The 20865-nt window shown below is 58.0% G+C and carries 22 protein-coding genes; 5 read left to right on the top strand and 17 right to left on the bottom strand.

Annotated elements, in window-relative coordinates; genetic code table 11:
• Positions 1 to 62 precede the first annotated feature (62 nt).
• Positions 63 to 821 carry a tRNA-uridine aminocarboxypropyltransferase gene (locus L9059_RS04750; RefSeq protein WP_247289452.1) on the bottom strand — a complete coding sequence of 253 codons (759 nt, stop codon included), beginning with the start codon at positions 819 to 821 and terminating at the stop codon, positions 63 to 65.
• A 160-nt stretch (positions 822 to 981) separates the two neighbouring features.
• On the opposite strand from L9059_RS04750, the gene L9059_RS04745 reads away from it, so the two are divergent.
• Entirely contained in the window at positions 982 to 1404 is a 423-nt protein-coding gene (locus L9059_RS04745) for a quorum-sensing-regulated virulence factor family protein (RefSeq protein WP_247288590.1), read from the top strand.
• Here L9059_RS04745 and L9059_RS04740 read toward each other — a convergent pair whose 3' ends face one another.
• Positions 1405 to 1599 (bottom strand): hypothetical protein, encoded by a 195-nt coding sequence (locus L9059_RS04740; protein ID WP_247288588.1) that lies wholly within the window; start codon positions 1597 to 1599, stop codon positions 1405 to 1407.
• Between the two features lie 368 nt (positions 1600 to 1967).
• Here L9059_RS04740 and L9059_RS04735 point away from each other — a divergent pair, with 368 nt between their 5' ends.
• The gene (locus L9059_RS04735; protein ID WP_247288587.1) at positions 1968 to 3086 is read left to right on the top strand and encodes an LOG family protein; all 1119 of its coding nucleotides are present in this window, start codon (positions 1968 to 1970) and stop codon (positions 3084 to 3086) included.
• Between the two features lie 44 nt (positions 3087 to 3130).
• Here L9059_RS04735 and recX read toward each other — a convergent pair whose 3' ends face one another.
• The 3 genes from recX to L9059_RS04720 all read right to left on the bottom strand — a co-directional run bounded on the left by recX (position 3131) and on the right by L9059_RS04720 (position 5243).
• Positions 3131 to 3598: a recombination regulator RecX gene (gene recX / locus L9059_RS04730; RefSeq protein ID WP_247288577.1), complete on the bottom strand. Its 468-nt coding sequence runs from the start codon at positions 3596 to 3598 to the stop codon at positions 3131 to 3133.
• A gap of 8 nt (positions 3599 to 3606) precedes the next feature.
• Entirely contained in the window at positions 3607 to 4659 is a 1053-nt protein-coding gene (recA, locus tag L9059_RS04725) for a recombinase RecA (RefSeq protein WP_247288576.1), read from the bottom strand.
• A gap of 83 nt (positions 4660 to 4742) precedes the next feature.
• A complete protein-coding gene (locus tag L9059_RS04720; protein ID WP_247288574.1) occupies positions 4743 to 5243 on the bottom strand; it encodes a CinA family protein in 501 nt (166 codons plus the stop codon).
• A gap of 240 nt (positions 5244 to 5483) precedes the next feature.
• Between L9059_RS04720 and mutS the strand changes: the two genes are divergently transcribed.
• Positions 5484 to 8063, top strand: coding sequence for a DNA mismatch repair protein MutS (gene mutS / locus L9059_RS04715; RefSeq protein WP_247288572.1), 2580 nt, complete (start codon positions 5484 to 5486; stop codon positions 8061 to 8063).
• A gap of 141 nt (positions 8064 to 8204) precedes the next feature.
• On the top strand, positions 8205 to 8528 hold the full coding sequence (gene fdxA / locus L9059_RS04710; protein ID WP_247288570.1) for a ferredoxin FdxA: 324 nt from the start codon (positions 8205 to 8207) through the stop codon (positions 8526 to 8528).
• Positions 8529 to 9191: 663 nt separating this feature from the next.
• On the opposite strand, the gene rpoS is transcribed toward fdxA, so the two are convergent.
• The 8 genes from rpoS to L9059_RS04670 form a co-directional block, all read right to left on the bottom strand.
• The gene (rpoS, locus tag L9059_RS04705) at positions 9192 to 10199 is read right to left on the bottom strand and encodes an RNA polymerase sigma factor RpoS (RefSeq protein WP_247288568.1); all 1008 of its coding nucleotides are present in this window, start codon (positions 10197 to 10199) and stop codon (positions 9192 to 9194) included.
• Between the two features lie 105 nt (positions 10200 to 10304).
• On the bottom strand, positions 10305 to 11153 hold the full coding sequence (locus L9059_RS04700; RefSeq protein WP_247288566.1) for a peptidoglycan DD-metalloendopeptidase family protein: 849 nt from the start codon (positions 11151 to 11153) through the stop codon (positions 10305 to 10307).
• Positions 11154 to 11352: 199 nt separating this feature from the next.
• Positions 11353 to 11988, bottom strand: coding sequence for a protein-L-isoaspartate(D-aspartate) O-methyltransferase (locus tag L9059_RS04695; protein WP_247289450.1), 636 nt, complete (start codon positions 11986 to 11988; stop codon positions 11353 to 11355).
• A gap of 41 nt (positions 11989 to 12029) precedes the next feature.
• On the bottom strand, positions 12030 to 12779 hold the full coding sequence (gene surE, locus L9059_RS04690) for a 5'/3'-nucleotidase SurE (protein ID WP_247288556.1): 750 nt from the start codon (positions 12777 to 12779) through the stop codon (positions 12030 to 12032).
• Positions 12767 to 13825 carry a tRNA pseudouridine(13) synthase TruD gene (truD, locus tag L9059_RS04685; protein WP_247288554.1) on the bottom strand — a complete coding sequence of 353 codons (1059 nt, stop codon included), beginning with the start codon at positions 13823 to 13825 and terminating at the stop codon, positions 12767 to 12769. The genes surE and truD overlap by 13 nt, the downstream gene beginning before the upstream one ends.
• Positions 13822 to 14295, bottom strand: a complete 474-nt coding sequence (ispF, locus tag L9059_RS04680) for a 2-C-methyl-D-erythritol 2,4-cyclodiphosphate synthase (protein ID WP_247288552.1) — start codon at positions 14293 to 14295, stop codon at positions 13822 to 13824. The genes truD and ispF overlap by 4 nt, the downstream gene beginning before the upstream one ends.
• A gap of 53 nt (positions 14296 to 14348) precedes the next feature.
• Complete coding sequence (gene fghA, locus L9059_RS04675) at positions 14349 to 15200, bottom strand: S-formylglutathione hydrolase (protein WP_247289447.1); 852 nt, start codon at positions 15198 to 15200, stop codon at positions 14349 to 14351.
• Between the two features lie 85 nt (positions 15201 to 15285).
• Positions 15286 to 16398, bottom strand: a complete 1113-nt coding sequence (locus tag L9059_RS04670; protein ID WP_247288550.1) for an S-(hydroxymethyl)glutathione dehydrogenase/class III alcohol dehydrogenase — start codon at positions 16396 to 16398, stop codon at positions 15286 to 15288.
• A gap of 105 nt (positions 16399 to 16503) precedes the next feature.
• On the opposite strand from L9059_RS04670, the gene L9059_RS04665 reads away from it, so the two are divergent.
• Complete coding sequence (locus L9059_RS04665) at positions 16504 to 17400, top strand: LysR family transcriptional regulator (RefSeq protein ID WP_247288549.1); 897 nt, start codon at positions 16504 to 16506, stop codon at positions 17398 to 17400.
• Positions 17401 to 17427: 27 nt separating this feature from the next.
• On the opposite strand, the gene ispD is transcribed toward L9059_RS04665, so the two are convergent.
• The 4 genes from ispD to kdsA form a co-directional block, all read right to left on the bottom strand.
• Positions 17428 to 18135: a 2-C-methyl-D-erythritol 4-phosphate cytidylyltransferase gene (gene ispD / locus L9059_RS04660; RefSeq protein WP_247288547.1), complete on the bottom strand. Its 708-nt coding sequence runs from the start codon at positions 18133 to 18135 to the stop codon at positions 17428 to 17430.
• Entirely contained in the window at positions 18132 to 18410 is a 279-nt protein-coding gene (gene ftsB / locus L9059_RS04655) for a cell division protein FtsB (protein ID WP_008028992.1), read from the bottom strand. Before ftsB ends, ispD begins: the two co-directional genes overlap by 4 nt.
• A 169-nt stretch (positions 18411 to 18579) precedes the next feature.
• The gene (gene eno / locus L9059_RS04650) at positions 18580 to 19869 is read right to left on the bottom strand and encodes a phosphopyruvate hydratase (RefSeq protein ID WP_247288537.1); all 1290 of its coding nucleotides are present in this window, start codon (positions 19867 to 19869) and stop codon (positions 18580 to 18582) included.
• A gap of 145 nt (positions 19870 to 20014) precedes the next feature.
• On the bottom strand, positions 20015 to 20860 hold the full coding sequence (gene kdsA, locus L9059_RS04645; protein WP_247288528.1) for a 3-deoxy-8-phosphooctulonate synthase: 846 nt from the start codon (positions 20858 to 20860) through the stop codon (positions 20015 to 20017).
• Positions 20861 to 20865 lie beyond the last annotated feature (5 nt).

Genomic DNA, 20865 nt, shown 5'->3' with positions numbered 1-20865 from the left:
CCAGCGAAGCCGAGGTGGTCAAGGTACATGGCCAGTACAGATCTTTACAGTATGGGCGACAATCAACACAAGGCCGCTGTGCCGCTCTGCACAAAGGGCATCAGCTCGGCGTGTGCGGGAGTAGACACATTCATGTCCAGCTGGTGCTTGGCATCAAGGTAGTGCTGGCTGAACACATCAAAATAAGCATCCAGTGCCGATGCAGCCTCGACATCCCCTGCGAGGTCAAGGCACAGCGCCGCGACTTCGGCCGTGCACAGATGCTCGCTGCGGGTCGACCGGCGCAGTCGATACCGCGAAAGCTTTTCAGGCAACAGGCTCAGGATCGGCAGCGCATCGAAGTAAGGGCTTTTACGGAAAATCTTCCGCGCTTCGGTCCAGGTGGCGTCCAGCAGAATAAACAACGGCCGCCTGGCGCTATCCGCAGCTACCTGGCTGGTCACTCGCTCGGGCTTGACGTACTCCCCCGGAAACACCAAGTACGGCTGCCACTGCGGGTCGGCCAGCAGCGCCAGCAGTTGTTGATCCACTTCGGTCCGGGACCAGATAAATGCATGGTTGTCGCGCACGACATCGGCAATCAGCCACCCGGTGTTGCTCGGCTTGAACACTTCCTTGTTAGTCATGATCAGGCACACACCGGACCGCGCGTCGACCTGCGGGCGCCAAGCACACAGGCAATGGCTTTCGATCACGCGACAGGCACGGCAGCGGGCGGCCCTCCAACCACGGGCCTGAATCGGCTTGATGCCCTCCTCCTCACGCTGATCGCGCAAACGGGCAACGGCATTCGCAGCAAAGGGGGGGGCAGAAGGAATTATCGACACGAACAACACTCGGCAGGGCATAAAGTAGTAGCAGTTTATCAGAGCAGCCCGAGCAAACCTGTACCGTCCAGGTCTCGTCCCCTATAATTCTCCGCCACTGAACGCACAGTCATGTGACGGGTCGAACCACCAGTCACTGAACCAGGAGAGTTTCATGCTGCGCTTTATCGTTCCTACCGCTGCCATTTTGCTGGCGTCGTCCTTCAACGCCCAGGCTGCTTCCTTGAAAGACATGGAACTGAGCAAAATGCTGCAAAACGTTGCTGCTCAAAGCAGCGTCGGCACTCCGCGGGCAATCAATGAAGACATTCTCGATCAGGGTTATACCGTTGAAGGCAAAGAGCTGATCAACCACCTGAGCGTACAGAGCACCCACGCCGACAAGATGCGCGCCGATCCGAAGGCTGTTTATTTCCAGCTTGGCTCCACCGTCTGCAACAACCCGGGTTTTCGCAAGTTGATGGCCAAAGGCGCGATCATGCGTTACGAATTCACCGAGGTTAAGAGCAATCGTCCGGTCGCCAGCGAGCGTTTCCAGGAATCGGATTGCCCGAAAGTGAACCAGAAGAAAAAGTGATTATCGGGGATTGGCGCGCCGCTGTTCGTCTTCGGCGCGCAATTCCGCTACAAGCGCCTGCAAGTAACACGAACGACGCTCACCACCTGCTAAACGTCGACAACATTCTTCATCGAGACTCAAACGATTGGTCTCGGCTGATACCTTCAGCAATCGATACAGTGGCATATCGATTTCCAGAATGACCCTGACCATAGCTTCCCGCCTCCCTGCCTCTTTCGCCCCGACTGCGCGAAATCCTTTGAGTTAACCGTACCGTGCATCTTGCCCTTGCGCAAAACGGTCGCGTCACGCCTGTAAGTAAGTACATCAGAGCGCAGAACTCTTGGACCAGGTTCAGACGAGTGGCGAAATCACTTCTGAAATCGTTAATAAGCGATTGCCAGGAAAGACTTTGCGGCGCAATGATCAAGCCTGCGCAAATCATCGCCAAGGACTAGATTTAGAGTAAACACCATTATATTTGAGGGTCGGGAAGGAGCCGCCCGTTATGGATTTTGATGTTGCGAACGTTTTTTTCATCCACCGAAAAAAACCAGAGCCCGCACGCAAGGAGAAGTTGAATGCCTTACCAACCGAATGACCTCCTTAGCCGTCATTTTGCAGAAAGCGGCCACGACCTCACCAGCAAGGTCGACGAACTACTCAACCTGGTTTCCCCTGCCAGCCCGAACACCCCGATCTACCGTGACATGATCCTCACCGTGCTGCGCATGGCACAGGAAGACCACAATCGCTGGAACGCCAAGATTACCCTGCAGGCCCTGCGCGAACTGGAACACGCCTTTCGCGTACTGGAACAGTTCAAGGGTCGACGCAAAGTCACGGTTTACGGCTCTGCACGTACGCCTGTCGAACATCCCCTCTATGGTCTCGCCCGAGAGCTGGGCGCTGCTCTGGCGCGTTCAGACCTGATGGTGATCACGGGTGCCGGAGGCGGAATAATGGCGGCAGCCCACGAGGGCGCCGGCCTTGAACACAGCCTTGGATTCAATATCACCCTGCCCTTCGAGCAACACGCCAATCCGACTGTCCAGGGCACGGCCAACCTGCTGTCATTTCACTTCTTCTTCACGCGCAAGCTGTTCTTCGTCAAGGAGGCCAATGCGTTGGTACTCTGCCCTGGGGGGTTCGGCACCCTGGATGAAGCGCTGGAAGTACTGACATTGATCCAGACCGGTAAAAGTCCTCTGGTGCCGGTGATATTACTGGATGCTCCTGGCGGCACTTTCTGGCAGGGTGCGCTGGATTTCATCCACCATCAGCTCGAACAAAATCGTTACATCCTTCCCACCGACATGAAGCTCGTCAGCCTGGTATACAGTGCCGAAGAAGCGGTGGAGCAGATCAACCAGTTCTACAGCAACTTTCACTCCAGTCGCTGGCTCAAGCATCAGTTCATCATTCGCATGAACCACAGGCTGAGCGAACAGGCACTCGACCATATGCAGGAAGCGTTCGCCGACCTGTGCCTGAGCGACCATTTCCATCAACACGTTTATAGTGGCGAAGAACACGACGACGAACAATTCAGCCACCTGGCACGACTCGCGTTCACCTTCAACGCGCGGGATCACGGACGCCTGCGGGAACTGGTGGATTACATCAACCTGCCGGAAAACTGGGCGCCACCCAAGACCCAGGCTCAACAGCGCACGCGGGAACCGTCCAAGGTGATGTGACAAGCGTATAAAAAAGGCCCGCTATCAATAGCGGGCCTTTTCATTTAATCGTCCATCCCTCGGCCGCTGAACAGCCGACTGATCATTTCCATTGAATAACCGCGATAACTCAGGAAGCGCCCCTGCTTTGCGCGCTCCCGAGCATCTATCGGTAGATGCCCGGCAAACTTTCGCCGCCAGGTATCTTCCAACTGATCCTGCCAACTGATCCCGCTCTCGCGCAGAGCAAGCTCGATATCGACTCGTTGCAGGCCGCGCTGGCTCAGCTCTTCACGGATACGCAACGGGCCATGACCCGAGCGGGCACGGTAGGACACGAAGTTTTCAAGGTAACGGGATTCTGACAACAAACCCTCTTCCGTCAGACGGTCGAGTGCAGTGTCGATCATTTCAGGGAGAGCGCCACGCTGACGCAGTTTACGCGTCAGCTCGACTCGACCGTGCTCGCGTCGTGCGAGCAGGTCCATTGCGGTTCGCCGCACTGCGACGAGTGTATCGAGTACGGCGGTCATCGGATCAATCAAACATCTACATCAACCAGGTCATCTGCTTTCACTCGATCTGCCGACGCTTTAACGTCTGGAGCCGGGCTCAGCAGTTTGTCGCGCAGCTGCTTCTCAAGTTTCGCCGCGATTTCCGGGTTGTCTGCCAGGAACTTGGCCGAGTTGGCCTTGCCCTGACCGATCTTGGTGCCTTCATAGGCATACCAGGCACCGGACTTCTCGACGAAACCATGCAGTACGCCCAGGTCGATCATCTCGCCATTGAGATAGATGCCCTTGCCGTAAAGAATCTGGAACTCAGCCTGACGGAACGGCGAAGCGACCTTGTTCTTCACAACCTTGACGCGAGTTTCGCTACCAACGACTTCATCACCTTCTTTCACCGCGCCAGTACGGCGAATGTCCAGGCGAACCGAAGCGTAGAACTTCAGCGCGTTACCACCAGTGGTGGTTTCCGGGCTGCCGAACATGACGCCGATTTTCATCCGGATCTGGTTGATGAAGATAACCAGGCAGTTGGCGTTCTTGATGTTGCCGGTGATTTTACGCAGGGCCTGGGACATCAAACGGGCTTGCAGGCCAACGTGCATGTCACCCATTTCGCCTTCGATCTCGGCTTTTGGAACCAGTGCTGCCACGGAGTCGACGATGATCACGTCAACCGCGTTGGAACGCACCAGCATATCGGTGATTTCCAGGGCCTGTTCACCCGTGTCCGGCTGGGAAACCAGCAGGTCGTCGACATTGACGCCCAACTTGCCAGCGTACTCAGGGTCAAGTGCGTGCTCGGCGTCGACGAATGCGCAGGTCGCACCAGCCTTTTGCGCCTGGGCGATGACCGACAGGGTCAGTGTGGTTTTACCCGAGGATTCAGGACCATAGATTTCAACGATACGACCTTTTGGCAGACCGCCAATGCCGAGTGCAATGTCCAGACCCAGAGAGCCAGTAGAGATAGCCGGGATCGCCTGACGGTCTTGATCGCCCATACGCATTACGGCACCCTTGCCGAATTGACGTTCGATCTGACCCAGGGCCGCAGCCAAGGCTTTCTTCTTGTTGTCGTCCATTAAAGTCCTCACGTAATCAATAAGGCCTGACGGCCAACACCTGTATAAGTAGACAGTATTATTCCACAGCGCTTCAGGATCGCCTACCCCTGATTTGAGATTTCTGAAGCGGCATGCCGCAGCAGCCCCTCTAGCGCGGCCTTCACCGTTTGTCGGCGAACCTCGTCGCGATTCCCCGGGAAGTGCTGAACCTCGCTGAACATCTGCTCTGCGACACCCCAGGCCAGCCAGACCGTACCGACCGGCTTGCTTGGGGATCCGCCGTCAGGCCCGGCAACGCCACTGACCGCCACGGCAAAAGTAGCGTGACTTTTTTCCTGGGCGCCCTTGACCATGGCCTCGACCACCTCGCGACTGACCGCCCCTACGGTGGAAAACAGTTCGCCCGGCACATTCAGCTGTTCGGTTTTCTGCCGGTTGGAATAAGTGACGTAACCGGCCTCGAACCACGCCGAACTCCCGGGAATCCGGGTAATTGCCTCCGCAATCCCGCCGCCGGTGCACGACTCGGCGGTTGTGACATGGGCATTGAGAACCTGCAGGCGTCTGCCAAGTTCAGCGGCGAGCTGGGTGATTTCTTTCACGGTCATCTCCTTGTCGGGCGGGATGAGCACTACCGTACACGAGCCGATTGCGCTTGCAAGGCGCGGCAGCCATCAAAAATGTGAGGAAATGCGCAGTGTGCACGGGGATGGAAATGCAGCGCATGGCTTTCACTCCTGCGGTGGGCGGACCGCCCATGGTAATCTTGCGCCCATCGCGGAAAAGCCGGGCCGACGTCCCTCCTTTGCCCTACACCTTTCAACGAATTTGCCTGATAACCGATGAATAAAGCGCTCTCCGATCTGTCCTCCCACACGCCGATGATGCAGCAGTACTGGCGCCTGAAAAACCAGCACCCCGACCAGCTGATGTTCTACCGCATGGGCGACTTCTACGAGATCTTCTATGAAGATGCGAAGAAAGCCGCCAAGTTGCTGGACATCACCCTGACCGCGCGCGGGCAATCTGCAGGACAAGCGATCCCCATGTGTGGGATTCCTTACCATGCTGCGGAAGGTTACCTGGCGAAACTGGTTAAGCTTGGCGAGTCGGTGGTGATCTGCGAGCAGGTCGGGGACCCGGCCACCAGCAAAGGGCCAGTGGATCGCCAGGTGGTGCGCATCATCACTCCCGGTACTGTCAGCGACGAGGCGCTGCTGGATGAGCGCCGCGACAACCTGATCGCCGCCGTACTGGGAGACGAACGCCTGTTTGGCCTGGCCGTGCTGGATATCACCAGTGGCAACTTCACCGTGCTGGAAATCAAGGGCTGGGAAAACCTGCTGGCGGAGCTGGAGCGAGTCAATCCGGTGGAGCTGATGATCCCGGACGATTGGCCAAAGGATCTGCCCGCAGAGAAGCGTCGCGGGGTTCGTCGCCGTGCACCGTGGGATTTCGAGCGAGATTCGGCGTTGAAAAGTCTGTGCCAGCAGTTCTCCACCCAGGACCTGAAAGGTTTCGGTTGTGAGAGCCTGACCCTGGCGATCGGCGCTGCCGGCTGCCTGCTGAGCTATGCCAAGGAGACCCAGCGCACAGCTCTTCCGCATTTGCGCAGCCTGCGACACGAGCGCCTGGACGACACCGTGGTGCTGGATGGCGCAAGTCGGCGCAACCTGGAGCTGGACACCAACCTTGCCGGCGGCCGCGACAACACCTTGCAATCAGTGGTCGATCGCTGCCAGACCGCCATGGGCAGCCGTCTACTGACGCGCTGGCTGAACCGACCGCTTCGCGATCTCAAGGTGCTGCTGGCGCGCCAGACTTCCATCACCTGCCTGCTTGATGCCTATCGATTCGAACAACTGCAACCGCAGCTCAAAGAAATTGGCGACATCGAGCGAATTCTTGCGCGGATCGGCCTGCGCAACGCCCGCCCTCGCGACCTCGCCCGCCTGCGTGACGCGCTCGGCGCGCTGCCGCAACTGCAGGTGGCGATGGCCGAACTTGAAGCGCCGCACATCATTGAACTGGCCGCGACCACCAGCACCTACCCGCAGCTGGCAGCGTTACTGGAGAAAGCCATCATCGACAACCCGCCTGCGGTTATCCGTGACGGCGGCGTATTGAAAACCGGTTATGACAGCGAACTTGATGAGCTGCAATCCCTGAGCGAGAACGCCGGACAATTCCTGATCGATCTCGAAGCGCGGGAAAAGGCCCGTACCGGCCTGTCTCATCTGAAGGTGGGCTACAACCGTATTCACGGCTACTTCATCGAATTGCCGAGCAAGCAGGCTGAATCGGCGCCAGCGGATTACATCCGCCGCCAGACCCTCAAGGGCGCCGAGCGCTTCATCACACCGGAGCTGAAGGCCTTCGAAGACAAGGCGCTGTCGGCCAAGAGCCGGGCACTGGCCCGGGAAAAAATGCTGTATGAGGCATTGCTCGAAGACCTGATATCGCAGCTGCCACCGCTACAGGACACCGCGGCGGCATTGGCCGAACTGGACGTGCTGAGCAACCTCGCCGAGCGCGCGTTAAACCTTGATCTGAACTGCCCTCGCTTCGTGGAAGAGCCGTGCATGCGCATCAGCCAAGGTCGCCATCCAGTGGTGGAGCAAGTGCTGACCACGCCGTTCGTAGCCAACGACCTGAGCCTGGACGACAACACCCGGATGCTGGTGATCACCGGCCCGAACATGGGCGGTAAATCCACCTACATGCGGCAGACCGCCTTGATCGTACTGCTGGCGCACATCGGCAGTTTTGTTCCGGCGGCCAGTTGTGAGTTGTCGCTGGTCGACCGTATTTTTACGCGCATCGGCTCCAGCGATGACCTGGCTGGCGGGCGCTCGACCTTCATGGTCGAGATGAGCGAAACAGCGAACATCCTGCACAACGCCACTGAGCGCAGCCTCGTGCTGATGGACGAAGTCGGACGCGGTACCAGCACGTTCGATGGCTTATCGCTGGCCTGGGCTGCAGCGGAGCGCCTGGCGTTCCTGCGCGCCTACACCCTCTTCGCCACGCACTATTTCGAGCTGACGGTATTGCCCGAGGCGCAGCCCCTCGTTGCCAACGTGCACCTTAACGCGACCGAACATAACGAACGCATCGTGTTCCTGCACCACGTCCTGCCGGGGCCTGCCAGCCAGAGTTATGGCCTGGCCGTGGCACAACTGGCCGGTGTACCAAGCGAAGTGATCCTGCGCGCTCGCGAGCACCTTGGCCGGCTGGAAGCAACCGCGTTGCCTCACGAGGCGCCCAAGCCAGTCAAGGGTAAAACCAGCGCGCCGCAGCAGAGCGACATGTTCGCCAGCCTCCCTCACCCGGTGCTGGATGAACTGGCCAAACTCGATCTGGATGACTTGACGCCACGCAAGGCGCTCGAAATGCTCTATGCACTGAAGACACGGATCTAACGCACTTGCTTGCAAGCTGTTAGAATCTCGCGCGGTTTGGGATGCTGCAGGCCACAGCCAGGCCTGCAGACTATCGCTCCCGAACCTGGCGACCCCAACGTGAAGGGGCTCCGCTGCCGCCGCCTGAGGAGAAAATTAGAAATGACCTTCGTCGTCACCGACAACTGCATCAAGTGCAAGTACACCGACTGCGTAGAAGTGTGTCCGGTGGACTGCTTTTACGAAGGCCCCAACTTCCTGGTGATTCACCCGGATGAGTGCATCGACTGCGCGCTATGCGAACCAGAGTGCCCTGCTGTGGCCATCTTCTCCGAAGATGAAGTCCCGGCCGGCATGGAAAACTTTATCCAGCTGAACATGGAGCTGGCCGAAGTCTGGCCGAACATCACCGAACGCAAGGAGCCGATGCCGGATTCTGCGGCGTGGGACGGCAAGCCAGGCAAGATCGAACACCTCGAACGCTGATCTGATCGCGCTCCCGAAAAGGCCCCTTGTGGGCCTTTTTGCTTTTCTACAGGCAAAAAAAGGGGCGGTTTGACCCGCCCACATTTTTTTCCCTAGTCCCTGTGTTCCTTTTCATCATCCTGATGAATCGCTCCTGCGATATCCTTTCCCCTCATCCTGAGGGGCGTGTCTGTCCGTTGACACAACCCGGATACTAGACCTTTCCGAGCAATGAGCAACGCCTCGAAAACACCCACAGGGACTCAACATCCAGCCAACCAGAAAAGATATATCCATTACAAATCAAATACTTACTAAAAGTCCTGATCGAATACAGCCAACTGTCTACCTGTAAAAATTACGAACACTTACGCCAGAGTAAGCAAAGACTTACGCCAGCAGGCTGCAATCCCGAGCTCCCCGTCGGCTCAAATCACAGCCGACAAAAAGCCCCGAACCAGTCGTAATGGTGTTCAAATAAGTGCAACTCTGAGCCTGTGGAGAGGGAGCTTGCTCCCGCGGGGCCGCGAAGCGGCCCCACTCTCTACCTGAAAAGCAGGGGACTGCTGCGCAGTCCAACGGGAGCAAGCTCCCTCGCCACAGGTATCTCACTCGGCTCAAGATGTCTTAAGTGAACAGCATTACGAACCAGTCGGGGCTTTTTGCTGCCTGCCTGCAACGCGCCTATTGGAACAGCGACTCGCTCGACAAGCCGTTCTTCTCCAGGATCTCCCGTAGACGCTTGAGACCCTCAACCTGGATCTGCCTGACCCGTTCCCTGGTAAGGCCAATTTCCAGGCCAACATCTTCCAGTGTGCTGCTCTCGTGACCACGCAGGCCAAAGCGGCGAATCACCACCTCGCGCTGCTTGTCGGTCAGTTCCGACAGCCACTGATCAATGCTCTGGGAGAGGTCGTCGTCCTGCAGCAGTTCACAGGGATCGGTTGGACGATCGTCGGTGAGCGTGTCCAGTAGGGTTTTATCCGAATCCGGACCCAGCGAAACGTCGACCGAAGAAACCCGCTCGTTCAAGCCCAGCATGCGCTTGACCTCTCCTACCGGTTTTTCCAGCAGGTTGGCGATTTCTTCGGGTGAAGGTTCATGATCAAGTTTTTGCGTCAGTTCCCGGGCTGCCCGCAGGTACACATTCAGCTCTTTGACCACATGGATCGGCAACCGAATGGTCCGGGTTTGATTCATGATCGCGCGCTCGATGGTCTGACGAATCCACCAGGTTGCGTAGGTCGAAAAGCGGAAGCCGCGTTCAGGGTCGAACTTCTCTACCGCCCGAATGAGTCCGAGGTTGCCCTCTTCAATCAGGTCCAGCAGCGACAGGCCACGATTGACGTAGCGCCGGGCGATTTTCACCACCAGCCGCAAGTTGCTTTCAATCATGCGCTTGCGCCCAGCCGGATCCCCACTCTGCGACAAACGCGCAAAATGAACTTCTTCTTCGGGGGATAACAGAGGGGAAAAGCCGATTTCATTGAGGTACAACTGCGTGGCATCGAGTGCACGCGTGTAGTCAATGTACTTGTGTTGCTTCAACGACGCGGAGTGTTTGGATTTTGTACGAACGGAAGGTGGAGCTGCCCCTTCATCATTCGACACCGAATCCGTCCCGATGCCAGTCTCCATCAGGAGAACCTCATCGTCGATGTCAAACTCCGGCACTTCTTTACTGAGAGCCATTGTTATAGTCCTTTGGTGAGTTCGACCTCAAGCTCGAGCGACGCCTTTATCCTTGGCAACGCTGGAGCCTGTTCCCTCTACGCGACGGAACAGGCTGGTAACAAATCAACGACGTGGCAGGAACTGCAGCGGATCTACAGGTTTACCTTGGCGGCGAATCTCAAAATGCAGTTTCACCCGGTCTGTACCTGTTGACCCCATTTCGGCAATTGTCTGTCCGACCTTGACCTGCTGTCCCTCCCGAACCAACAGCCTGCGGTTATGTCCGTAGGCACTGACGTAGGTATCGCTGTGTTTGATGATAACTAATTCGCCGTAGCCCCTTAAGCCACTCCCGGCGTATACCACTGTCCCATCAGACGCAGCCAAAACAGGCTGTCCCAAATCCCCGGCGATATCAATTCCTTTATTCAAACTCCCGTTTGAAGAGAATTTCCCAATAAGAATGCCATTAGAAGGCCATCCCCAGCCGGTCGGGGCTGGACCCGCAGGAGGCGGTGAAGCGGGTGCCGGCTTGTTCGCGACGGACGGTACAACCACTGCTGTGCCGGCCCCCGAACCGTTAGCGGGACGCTTGAATACCGTGGTTTTACTCGACGACGAAGGCGTTGAACTCGAGGAAGTGGAAACTGTTGAACCGGTCCGGCCATCAAAGCGAATTGCCTGGCCCGGATGGATGGTGTAAGGCGCCGGAATATTGTTACGGGCTGCCAGGGCCTTGTAGTCCCAGCCGTAGCGGAAGGCGATGGAGAACAGTGTGTCCTTGGGTCGCACGACGTACTGGCCCGTAGTCACTGCTGGCCGTTGAGCCGCGGCCTTGTTGCGATCGACGACGCGCACGTCGCTCGATCTGTTGCTGGAACATCCGACCAGCAAAGTGCTCAAGACAAGGCCAGTCACCAGGCACTGAAAACTCGTGATACCGATTCGCTGCGCAATGACTTTGAGACTCACCCGCCGCTCCCTTTGTGGTGGCTGAAAATTTGAATTGCCAAGTATCGGCAGGAAATGACGCAAGTATAACGGGCCGTGCCGGCTTTACCTGAGTGAACTACCGCACACGTTTGCTGACAGACGATGAATCTGTTTAACCCGATGTTGCCGCTGTAAGACAGGAACAATCGAATAGAATTCACCGTGTTTAAACAAATGCTCAGGCCAGCGGCCCATTCAACAAAGGAACGAACCGGACAGCGCCCAGTACATGCCTGGAAAAGCCCTGTTCTTCGCGGATGATCAACATCAATTGCTGGACCTCCCCCGAGCCGACCGGAATCACCAGGCGTCCACCCGGTGCCAACTGATCGAGCAGCGCCTGGGGCACATCTGTCGCGACCGCCGTAACGATAATACCGTTATAAGGCGCCAGTGCGGGCCAGCCTTCCCAGCCATCTCCCCAGCGAAACACCACGTTGCGCAGGTTCAATTCCACCAGGCGCTCCTTGGCCCGGTCCTGCAGAACCTTGATGCGTTCCACCGAGAACACCCGCTCGACCAACTGCGACAGCACAGCCGTTTGATAGCCTGAACCAGTGCCAATCTCGAGGACCTTGTCCAGCGGCCCCGCTTCCAGCAGAAGCTCGCTCATGCGCGCTACCATGTAGGGCTGGGAGATGGTCTGGTTATGGCCGATCGGCAACGCCGTGTCTTCATAAGCGCGGTGCGCCAGCGCCTCATCGACGAACAGATGACGCGGTGTACGGCGAATCACCTCCAGCACCTTGGCGTTGGAGAGGCCCTCGTCATACAGGCGCTGGATCAGGCGTTCGCGGGTACGCTGGGAAGTCATCCCAATGCCGCGGCGCAGAATGTCGTCGTGCTCACGAGCCATTAGCGCAGGCCCTCCAGCCAGCCATCAAGATTCCTGAAGGCATCATTGAAGGTTCGGTCCAGTTGCAGTGGAGTGATAGACACATAGCCTTGCATCACCGCATGGAAGTCCGTACCCGGACCACCGTCTTCGGCATCCCCGGCAGCTGCAATCCAGTAACCGGATTTGCCACGCGGGTCGACCACTTTCATCGGCGCCGCAGCCCGGGCGCGATGGCCGAGCCGGGTCAGCTGAATGCCGCGAATGTGATCCAGGGGTAAATTCGGAATGTTCACGTTCAACACCGTGCGCGGGGGCAGGTCGAGGTCAGCGTGGGCTTCTACCAGTTTGCGCGCAAAGTAAGCCGCTGTGGGAAGGTTCTCCACTTGTCGTGAGACCAGCGAGAACGCAAAGGAAGGACGCTCCAGGAAACGTCCCTCAAGGGCCGCAGCAACAGTCCCGGAATACAGCACGTCGTCCCCCAAGTTGGCACCCAGGTTGATCCCCGAAACCACCATGTCCGGTTGGTGCTCCAGCAGGCCATTGAGGCCCAGGTGCACGCAATCGGTAGGCGTGCCGTTGAGGCTGATAAAACCATTGGCCAGGGTTTGCGGGTGTAACGGACGGTCGAGCGTCAGCGAGCTGCTGGCGCCGCTTTTGTCCTGGTCGGGGGCGATAACCACGCACTCGGTGTAATCCGCCAGCGCAGCATAAAGCGCGGCGAGCCCGGGCGCTGTTACCCCATCGTCGTTAGAAATCAGAATACGCATGGGCTGTCCGTCTGCCCCACCGGCACCAGATCGACAAGTTCGCGCACCAATACGGTGGCGAAGCATCCGGCCGGCAGGACGAATTCCAGTTGCAGAATGTCAGGCTCGGGATAATGCCACGTCAACCCACCAATGGGCAGTCGCAGGATGCGACGTTCGTGGCTCATTCCGGCGTTAACCAGCCAATCGCGCAAGTCTGCTTCGCGAGTGGCGATTGCCTGCTCCAGTTCATGGACAACCCCAGCGGCTGGTGAGTCACCTTCGCCCCACTGCGGCCCCGTGGGATGCAGGTCAAGAATCGCCAGGCGAGGATCGTTGCATTCAGCTTCGCCGGCCGGAAAGAAACTGCGGCTGTCGGTAAACGCCAGCAGGTCGCCGACTTGGGCATGCTGCCAGGTGCCGTCGGCAACTCGAGCCGCCAATACCTGGTTGAACAGGAAACTGCGAGCGGTTGAGAGCAGCCGCGAACGTACATTACGCTGTTCCGGCAAGGCCTTGCGCCCAGCCCAGGCACGGGCATCGACTACGTTGCCGCCGTCGAAGCCAAAACGCTGGGCACCAAAATAATTGGGGATGCCTCGCTGGCTGATCACCTGCAACCGCTCTTCGATCGCCGCCTTATCGCCGGCGAACTGGGTCAGGCGCAAGGTAAAACCATTGGCCGAGTGCGCGCCGCGTTGCAGCTTGCGTTTGTGGCGACCGGTCTTGAGGATTTTCAACGTGTCGTTTTCTGCTGCCGACAAGTCAGGATCGGCCTTGCCCGGCAACTGCACGCTGAACCATTGGCGAGTCAGCGCCTGACGGTCCTTCAGCCCCGCGTAACTGACGGTGCGTAATGGGACGCCCGCAGCCTTGGCGATCCGCCGTGCCGCTTCCTCAGTATTCAGGCCGCGCTTCTCGACCCAGATCCATAAATGTTCACCATCGCCACTGAGGGGGATGTCGAGCACTTCATCGACCTGAAAGTCTTCGGCCGTGGCTTTGAGTACCGCAGTGCCGAGCACGTCACCATAGGCCCGCGGGCCAAGCAGTTGCAGTTCGTTCATGCGCGCAGCAACAAGGCAACGGAATGCACGGCAATACCCTCTTCGCGCCCGACAAAGCCGAGCTTTTCGGTTGTGGTAGCTTTCACGTTCACCTGGTCTAACTCAACTTGAAGATCCGCGGCAATCAGCGCGCGCATCGATTCGATATGGGGGGCCATTTTCGGTGCCTGGGCGACGATGGTGTTGTCGACGTTGCCGACTTTCCAGCCCTTGGCGTGGATAAGGCCGACGACGTGACGCAACAGCACACGACTGTCGGCGCCCTTGAACGTGGGGTCGGTGTCGGGAAAGTGCTTGCCTATATCGCCCAGCGCAGCAGCGCCGAGCAAGGCATCGCTCAAGGCATGCAGCAGGACGTCACCGTCGGAGTGAGCGAGCAGCCCGAAGCTGTGTGCAATGCGCACGCCGCCCAGAGTAATGAAATCGCCTTCAGCGAAACGGTGCACATCATAGCCGTGGCCAATACGCATAAAAAAACGCCCCGAATTTTGTCAGGGCGTGATTCTACCTACTTTGTCGGACATTAGGCGTTTAGAGCACGCCCGTGATGCTGCAAGTGGTCATCAATGAAACTGGCGATGAAGAAATAACTGTGGTCGTAGCCAGGTTGCAGGCGCAACGTCAGCGGATGACCGGCAAGTTTAGCCGCCTGTTGCAGGGCTTCAGGCTTGAGCTGGCTGGCGAGGAAGTCGTCGCGGTCACCTTGGTCAACCAGCAGCGGCAGCTTTTCGGCAGCCTCGGCAATCAGTGCACAGGCATCCCATTCACGCCACTTTGACCGGTCCTCTCCCAGATAACGGGTAAAGGCTTTCTGGCCCCACGGGCAATCCATCGGATTGTTGATCGGCGAGAACGCCGAAACTGATCGATAGCGTCCCGGGTTGCGCAAAGCGCAGACCAGCGCACCATGGCCACCCATGGAGTGGCCGCTGATGCCGCGTTTGTCCGATGCCGGGAAATGCGCCTCTACCAGTGCTGGCAGTTCCTTCACGACATAATCATGCATCCGGTAATGCCGGGACCAGGGTTCCTGAGTGGCATTCAGGTAAAAACCCGCACCCAGGCCGAAGTCCCAGGCGCCGTCCGGATCGCCCGGAACATCAGAACCGCGAGGGCTGGTGTCCGGCGCCACGATGATCAACCCCAGCTCGGCGGCCACGCGCATCGCACCGGCTTTTTGCATGAAGTTCTCATCCGTGCAGGTCAGGCCGGATAGCCAGTACAGCACCGGCAGCTTGCCGCCCTGCTCCGCTTGCGGAGGCAGGTACACGGCGAACACCATGTCGCAGCCGAGCACATCGGAACGATGCCGGTAGCGTTTGTGCCAGCCGCCGAAGCTTTTCTGGCAGGAGATATTTTCCAGGCTCATGGGAATGCTCCCAGCAGCAAGCTCCAAGTTTGTAGCTGCAAGTGCAGATGGGCGCTCTTGCAGCTTTCGACTTGCAGCTTACCGCTGCTTCTTAGAAATGAATGACGCTACGGATGCTTTTGCCTTCGTGCATCAGGTCGAAAGCCTTGTTGATATCTTCCAGGCCCATAGTGTGGGTGATGAAAGTATCCAGCGGAATTTCACCGGTTTCAGCCATTTCGACGTAGCTTGGCAACTCAGTACGACCGCGCACCCCACCGAACGCCGACCCACGCCAGACTCGACCGGTCACCAGCTGGAATGGTCGGGTGGCGATTTCCTGGCCAGCACCTGCTACGCCGATGATTACCGACTCACCCCAGCCCTTGTGGCAGCACTCAAGGGCGGCGCGCATCAGCTGCACATTGCCGATGCATTCAAAGGAAAAGTCCACGCCGCCATCGGTCATGTCGACGATGACTTCCTGGATCGGACGATCGAAGTCTTTAGGATTGACGCAGTCGGTTGCGCCCAGCTGTTTGGCGATCTCGAACTTGGCCGGGTTGATGTCGATGGCAATGATCCGCCCGGCCTTGGCTTTGACCGCGCCGATGATCGCAGATAGACCGATGCCGCCAAGGCCGAAGATAGCGACGGTATCACCTGGTTTGACCTTCGCGGTATTAAGTACTGCGCCGATGCCGGTGGTGACCCCGCAACCCAGCAGGCAGACCTTTTCCAGAGGCGCATCCTTGGCGATTTTGGCGACGGAAATTTCCGGCAGCACGGTGTACTCGGAAAAAGTCGAAGTCCCCATGTAGTGGAAAATTTCCTGGCCCTTGTAGGAAAAGCGCGAAGTACCGTCGGGCATCAGACCTTTGCCCTGGGTGGCGCGAATGGCCTGGCACAGGTTGGTTTTGCCCGAAAGGCAGAACTTGCACTGCCGGCACTCCGGGGTATACAGCGGAATCACATGATCGCCGACCGCGACCGAAGTCACCCCTTCGCCAATCGCCTCAACCACTGCGCCACCTTCGTGCCCCAGAATCGAAGGAAAGATGCCTTCCGGATCCGCACCCGACAGTGTGTAGGCATCGGTATGACAAACACCGGAGGCCACTACGCGCAACAGGACTTCACCGGCCTTGGGCATGGCGACGTCGACTTCAACGATCTCAAGAGGTTTCTTGGCCTCGAAGGCAACGGCGGCGCGCGACTTGATCATGGGGGTACTCCAGTGAATAAACGAGACAGTGAGTGTAATACATCGATATAGAGTGAATAATCAGGACAAAAGCAAAACATTATTGCCATACAGGGATAATCACCGATGTCCGAAAACCGCTGGGAGGGCATTGACGAGTTTGTGGCCGTAGCTGAATGCAGCCAATTCACGGCGGCTGCGCAGCGACTTGGCGTTTCCTCTTCGCACATCAGCCGACAAATCGCCCGTCTCGAAGAGCGCCTTCAGACCCGACTGCTCTACCGCAGCACCCGGCGGGTCACGCTGACCGAAGCGGGGCAGACGTTCCTCCAACATTGCCAGCGCTTGCAGGACGGTCGGGAAGAAGCGCTGCGCGCAGTCGGCGACCTGACCAGCGAGCCCAAGGGCATGCTGCGCATGACGTGCGCAGTGGCCTACGGCGAACGGTTTATCGTGCCGCTGGTGACGCGATTCATGGCGCTGTACCCACAACTGCGCATTGATATCGAACTGAGCAACCGTCAGCTTGACCTGGTACATGACGGCCTCGACCTGGCCATCCGCCTCGGCCGTCTTCAGGATTCGCGTCTGGTCGCAACACGTTTGGCGCCACGGCGTATGTACCTGTGCGCCTCACCGTCCTACGTGGAACGCTATGGTCGCCCACACAGTCTGTCGGAGTTGAGCCGCCATAATTGCCTGATCGGCAGTTCGGACCTCTGGCAACTGGAGCAGAACGGGCGGGAATTTTCCCAGCGGGTGCAGGGAAACTGGCGCTGCAACAGTGGGCAAGCGGTGCTCGACGCGGCGCTGCAAGGAGTTGGGCTGTGTCAGTTGCCGGATTATTACGTACTGGAGCATTTGAAAAGCGGTGAGCTGATTTCGCTGCTGGATACCCATCAGCCGCCGAACACAGCGGTATGGGCGCTCTATCCGCAGCAGCGACACCTGTCACCGAAGGTACGTAAGTTGGTGGATTACTTGAAGGAGGGGTTGGCCTTGAGGCCGGAATATCGAACCTAAGATCAAAAGATCGCAGGCTGCGATCTTTTAGCGGCGGTTAGTCCAGCGCTGACGCAACCATTCGAGGTCTTCAGGGCGCGTGACCTTCAGGTTGTCCGAACGGCCTTCGATCAGGCGCGGCGCCGACCCCGCCCACTCCATGGCCGAAGCCTCATCCGTAATAACCGCATCCGCCACCAGACTGTCCGCCAGCGCCCGATGCAGCGCACCGAGGCGAAACATCTGCGGCGTATACGCCTGCCAGATCACACTGCGATCCACGGTTTCAACCACGCGCCCGTGCTTGTCGACTCGTTTGAGAGTATCCCGTGCAGGCACGGCCAACAGACCGCCTACCGGATCATCTGCCAGTTCACCGAGCAGTTTATCGAGGTCGCAGCGGCTCAGATTTGGTCGCGCAGCATCGTGGACCAGCACCCAATCTTCGTCGTTCGCCCCCAGCCCATGCAAATGCAGCAAGGCATTCAACACCGAACCGGAACGCTCGGCACCGCCGTCAACTCGCTGAATGCGCGCATCGCTGGCGCATGCGAGGTTGGGCCAATAGGGATCGTCGATAGCAAGACTGACCACCAATCCCTTCAGGCAAGGATGATCAAGGAAACAGCCAAGGCTATGTTCGAGAATAGTGCGCCCGCCCAGTTGCAAGTATTGCTTGGGACGGTCCGCGGCCATACGGGCACCGACGCCCGCGGCAGGAATCACGGCCCAGAAGGCCGGTAACGAGGAACTCATTGAGCCAATTGGTAAAGGGTTTCACCGTCCTTGACCATGCCCAATTCATGGCGAGCCCGTTCTTCAACGGTCTCCATGCCTTTTTTCAACTCGCTGACTTCGGCATCCATGACCCGATTGCGTTCCAGCAAGCCTTCATTCTCAGCGTGTTGATCCGCGATCTGTTGAGTCAACTCGGCCACTTGCGCCAAGCTGCCATTACCCACCCACAGGCGGTATTGCAGGCCAGCCAGCAACAGGAGCAAGACGAGAAACAACCAATTGGGACTGCGCATCGAATATCGGGTTTCCAGGAAAAAAGACAGCCATGCCAAAATTTGAAGCAGCTGATAGCACGAAGCCTGGAAGACCCAGGCTTGTGCTGATAAGGCATCAGATTAGTGGCAAATCTATCGCCGTTGCGATTTTTTCACCACAATCCGCTGACTTTATATCAGTAGACGATCAACCGCGGAATTCGCTGCGACCGTTGTACTTGGCCTTGCCGTTCAACTGCTCTTCGATACGCAGCAGTTGGTTGTACTTGGATACTCGATCCGAACGGCACAGGGAGCCGGTCTTGATCTGGCCAGCCGAAGTGCCCACGGCCAGGTCGGCAATGGTCGAATCTTCGGTTTCGCCGGAGCGGTGCGAGATCACTGCGGTGTAACCAGCGGCCCTGGCCATCTGGATGGCTTCCAGGGTTTCGGTCAGGGTACCGATCTGGTTGAACTTGATCAGGATCGAGTTGGCGATCTTTTTATCGATGCCTTCTTTCAGGATCTTGGTGTTGGTCACGAACAGGTCGTCACCTACCAGTTGGATTTTTTCGCCGATCTTGTCGGTGAGAATTTTCCAGCCCGCCCAGTCGGACTCGTCCAGCCCGTCTTCGATCGAGATGATCGGGTAACGCTCGGTCAGACCTTTCAGGTAGTCGGCGAAACCTTCGGCGGTGAACACTTGGCCTTCGCCGGACAGGTTGTACTTGCCGTCTTCGTAGAACTCGCTGGCTGCGCAATCCAGAGCCAGGGTCACATCGGTGCCCAGCTTGTAACCGGCGTTAGCCACAGCTTCGGAGATGACTTTCAAAGCGTCTTCGTTGGAAGCCAGGTTCGGTGCGAAACCACCTTCGTCACCCACTGCAGTGCTCAGGCCACGGGCCTTCAGGACAGCTTTGAGGTGATGGAAAATCTCGGTGCCCATGCGCAGGCCTTCCGAGAAAGACTTCGCGCCAACCGGTTGAACCATGAATTCCTGGATGTCGACGTTGTTATCGGCGTGCTCGCCGCCGTTAATGATGTTCATCATCGGAACCGGCATGGAGTAAACACCCGGGGTGCCGTTCAGGTTGGCGATGTGAGCGTACAGCGGCAGGTCCTGGTCTTGCGCTGCGGCCTTGGCCGCAGCCAGGGAAACGGCGAGGATCGCGTTGGCGCCCAGGGAGCCTTTATTTTCAGTGCCATCGAGCTTGATCATGGCGTGATCCAGCGCTTTCTGATCACCTGGGTCTGTGCCCAGCAACAGGTCGCGGATAGGACCGTTGATGTTGGCGACGGCTTTGAGTACACCCTTGCCCAGGTAACGGCTCTTGTCGCCATCACGCAGCTCGAGCGCTTCGCGCGAGCCAGTGGAAGCACCGGAAGGCGCGCAAGCGCTACCGATGATACCGTTATCGAGAAGCACGTCCGCTTCCACGGTGGGATTGCCACGGGAGTCGAGAACTTCACGACCTTTGATGTCGACGATTTTTGCCATTGTTGTAAACACTCCAAAGTTGACGAAAACGCTTTACCGATCGATTTATAACTTGTGTATTACATTATTGCATCAGCCGACCTGCTCACGGCGCCCACAGGGGCGCCATAGCGAGCAAGCTCGGCTCCTACAGTAGAAATAAGGTTTAGGCAGTTTCTACTGTCGGAAAATTCTTCACCAGTTCGTCCAGTGCTTTGAGCTGAGCCAGGAATGGCTCCAGTTTGTCCAGACGCAAGGCGCAAGGGCCGTCGCACTTGGCGTTGTCCGGGTCCGGATGAGCTTCGAGGAACAGACCCGCCAATGACTGGCTGATCCCGGCTTTTGCCAGATCGAGAACTTGGGCGCGACGACCGCCGGCAGAGTCGGCACGACCGCCGGGCATTTGCAGCGCGTGGGTCACGTCGAAGAACACAGGGTACTCGAACTGCTTCATGATGCCGAAGCCAAGCATGTCGACGACCAAATTGTTGTAACCGAAACTCGAACCACGCTCGCAGAGGATCAACTGATCGTTACCCGCTTCCACGCACTTGTTCAGGATGTGTTTCATTTCCTGAGGCGCGAGGAACTGGGCTTTCTTGATGTTGATCACCGCGCCGGTCTTGGCCATCGCGACCACGAGGTCGGTCTGGCGCGACAGGAAGGCTGGCAACTGGATGATGTCGCAGACTTCAGCGACGACCGCGGCCTGTTCAGGCTCGTGGACGTCGGTGATGATCGGCACGCCGAAGGCTTGTTTGATGTCCTGGAAAATCCGCATGCCCTCTTCCAGGCCGGGGCCACGGTAAGAGGTCACGGAGGAACGGTTAGCCTTGTCGAAGCTGGCCTTGAACACGTAAGGGATACCGAGTTTCTCGGTCACTTTTACGTACTCTTCGCAGACCTGCATCGCCATGTCGCGGCTTTCCAGCACGTTCATGCCACCGAAAAGCACCATTGGCTTGTCGTTGGCAATCTCGATATCGCCTACACGGATGATCTTCTGCGCCATCGGAT

This window comes from Pseudomonas violetae (assembly GCF_023072615.1).
In the GTDB taxonomy this organism is placed as follows: Bacteria; Pseudomonadota; Gammaproteobacteria; order Pseudomonadales; family Pseudomonadaceae; genus Aquipseudomonas; species Aquipseudomonas violetae.
This window is presented reverse-complemented; position numbering and strand designations above follow the sequence as displayed.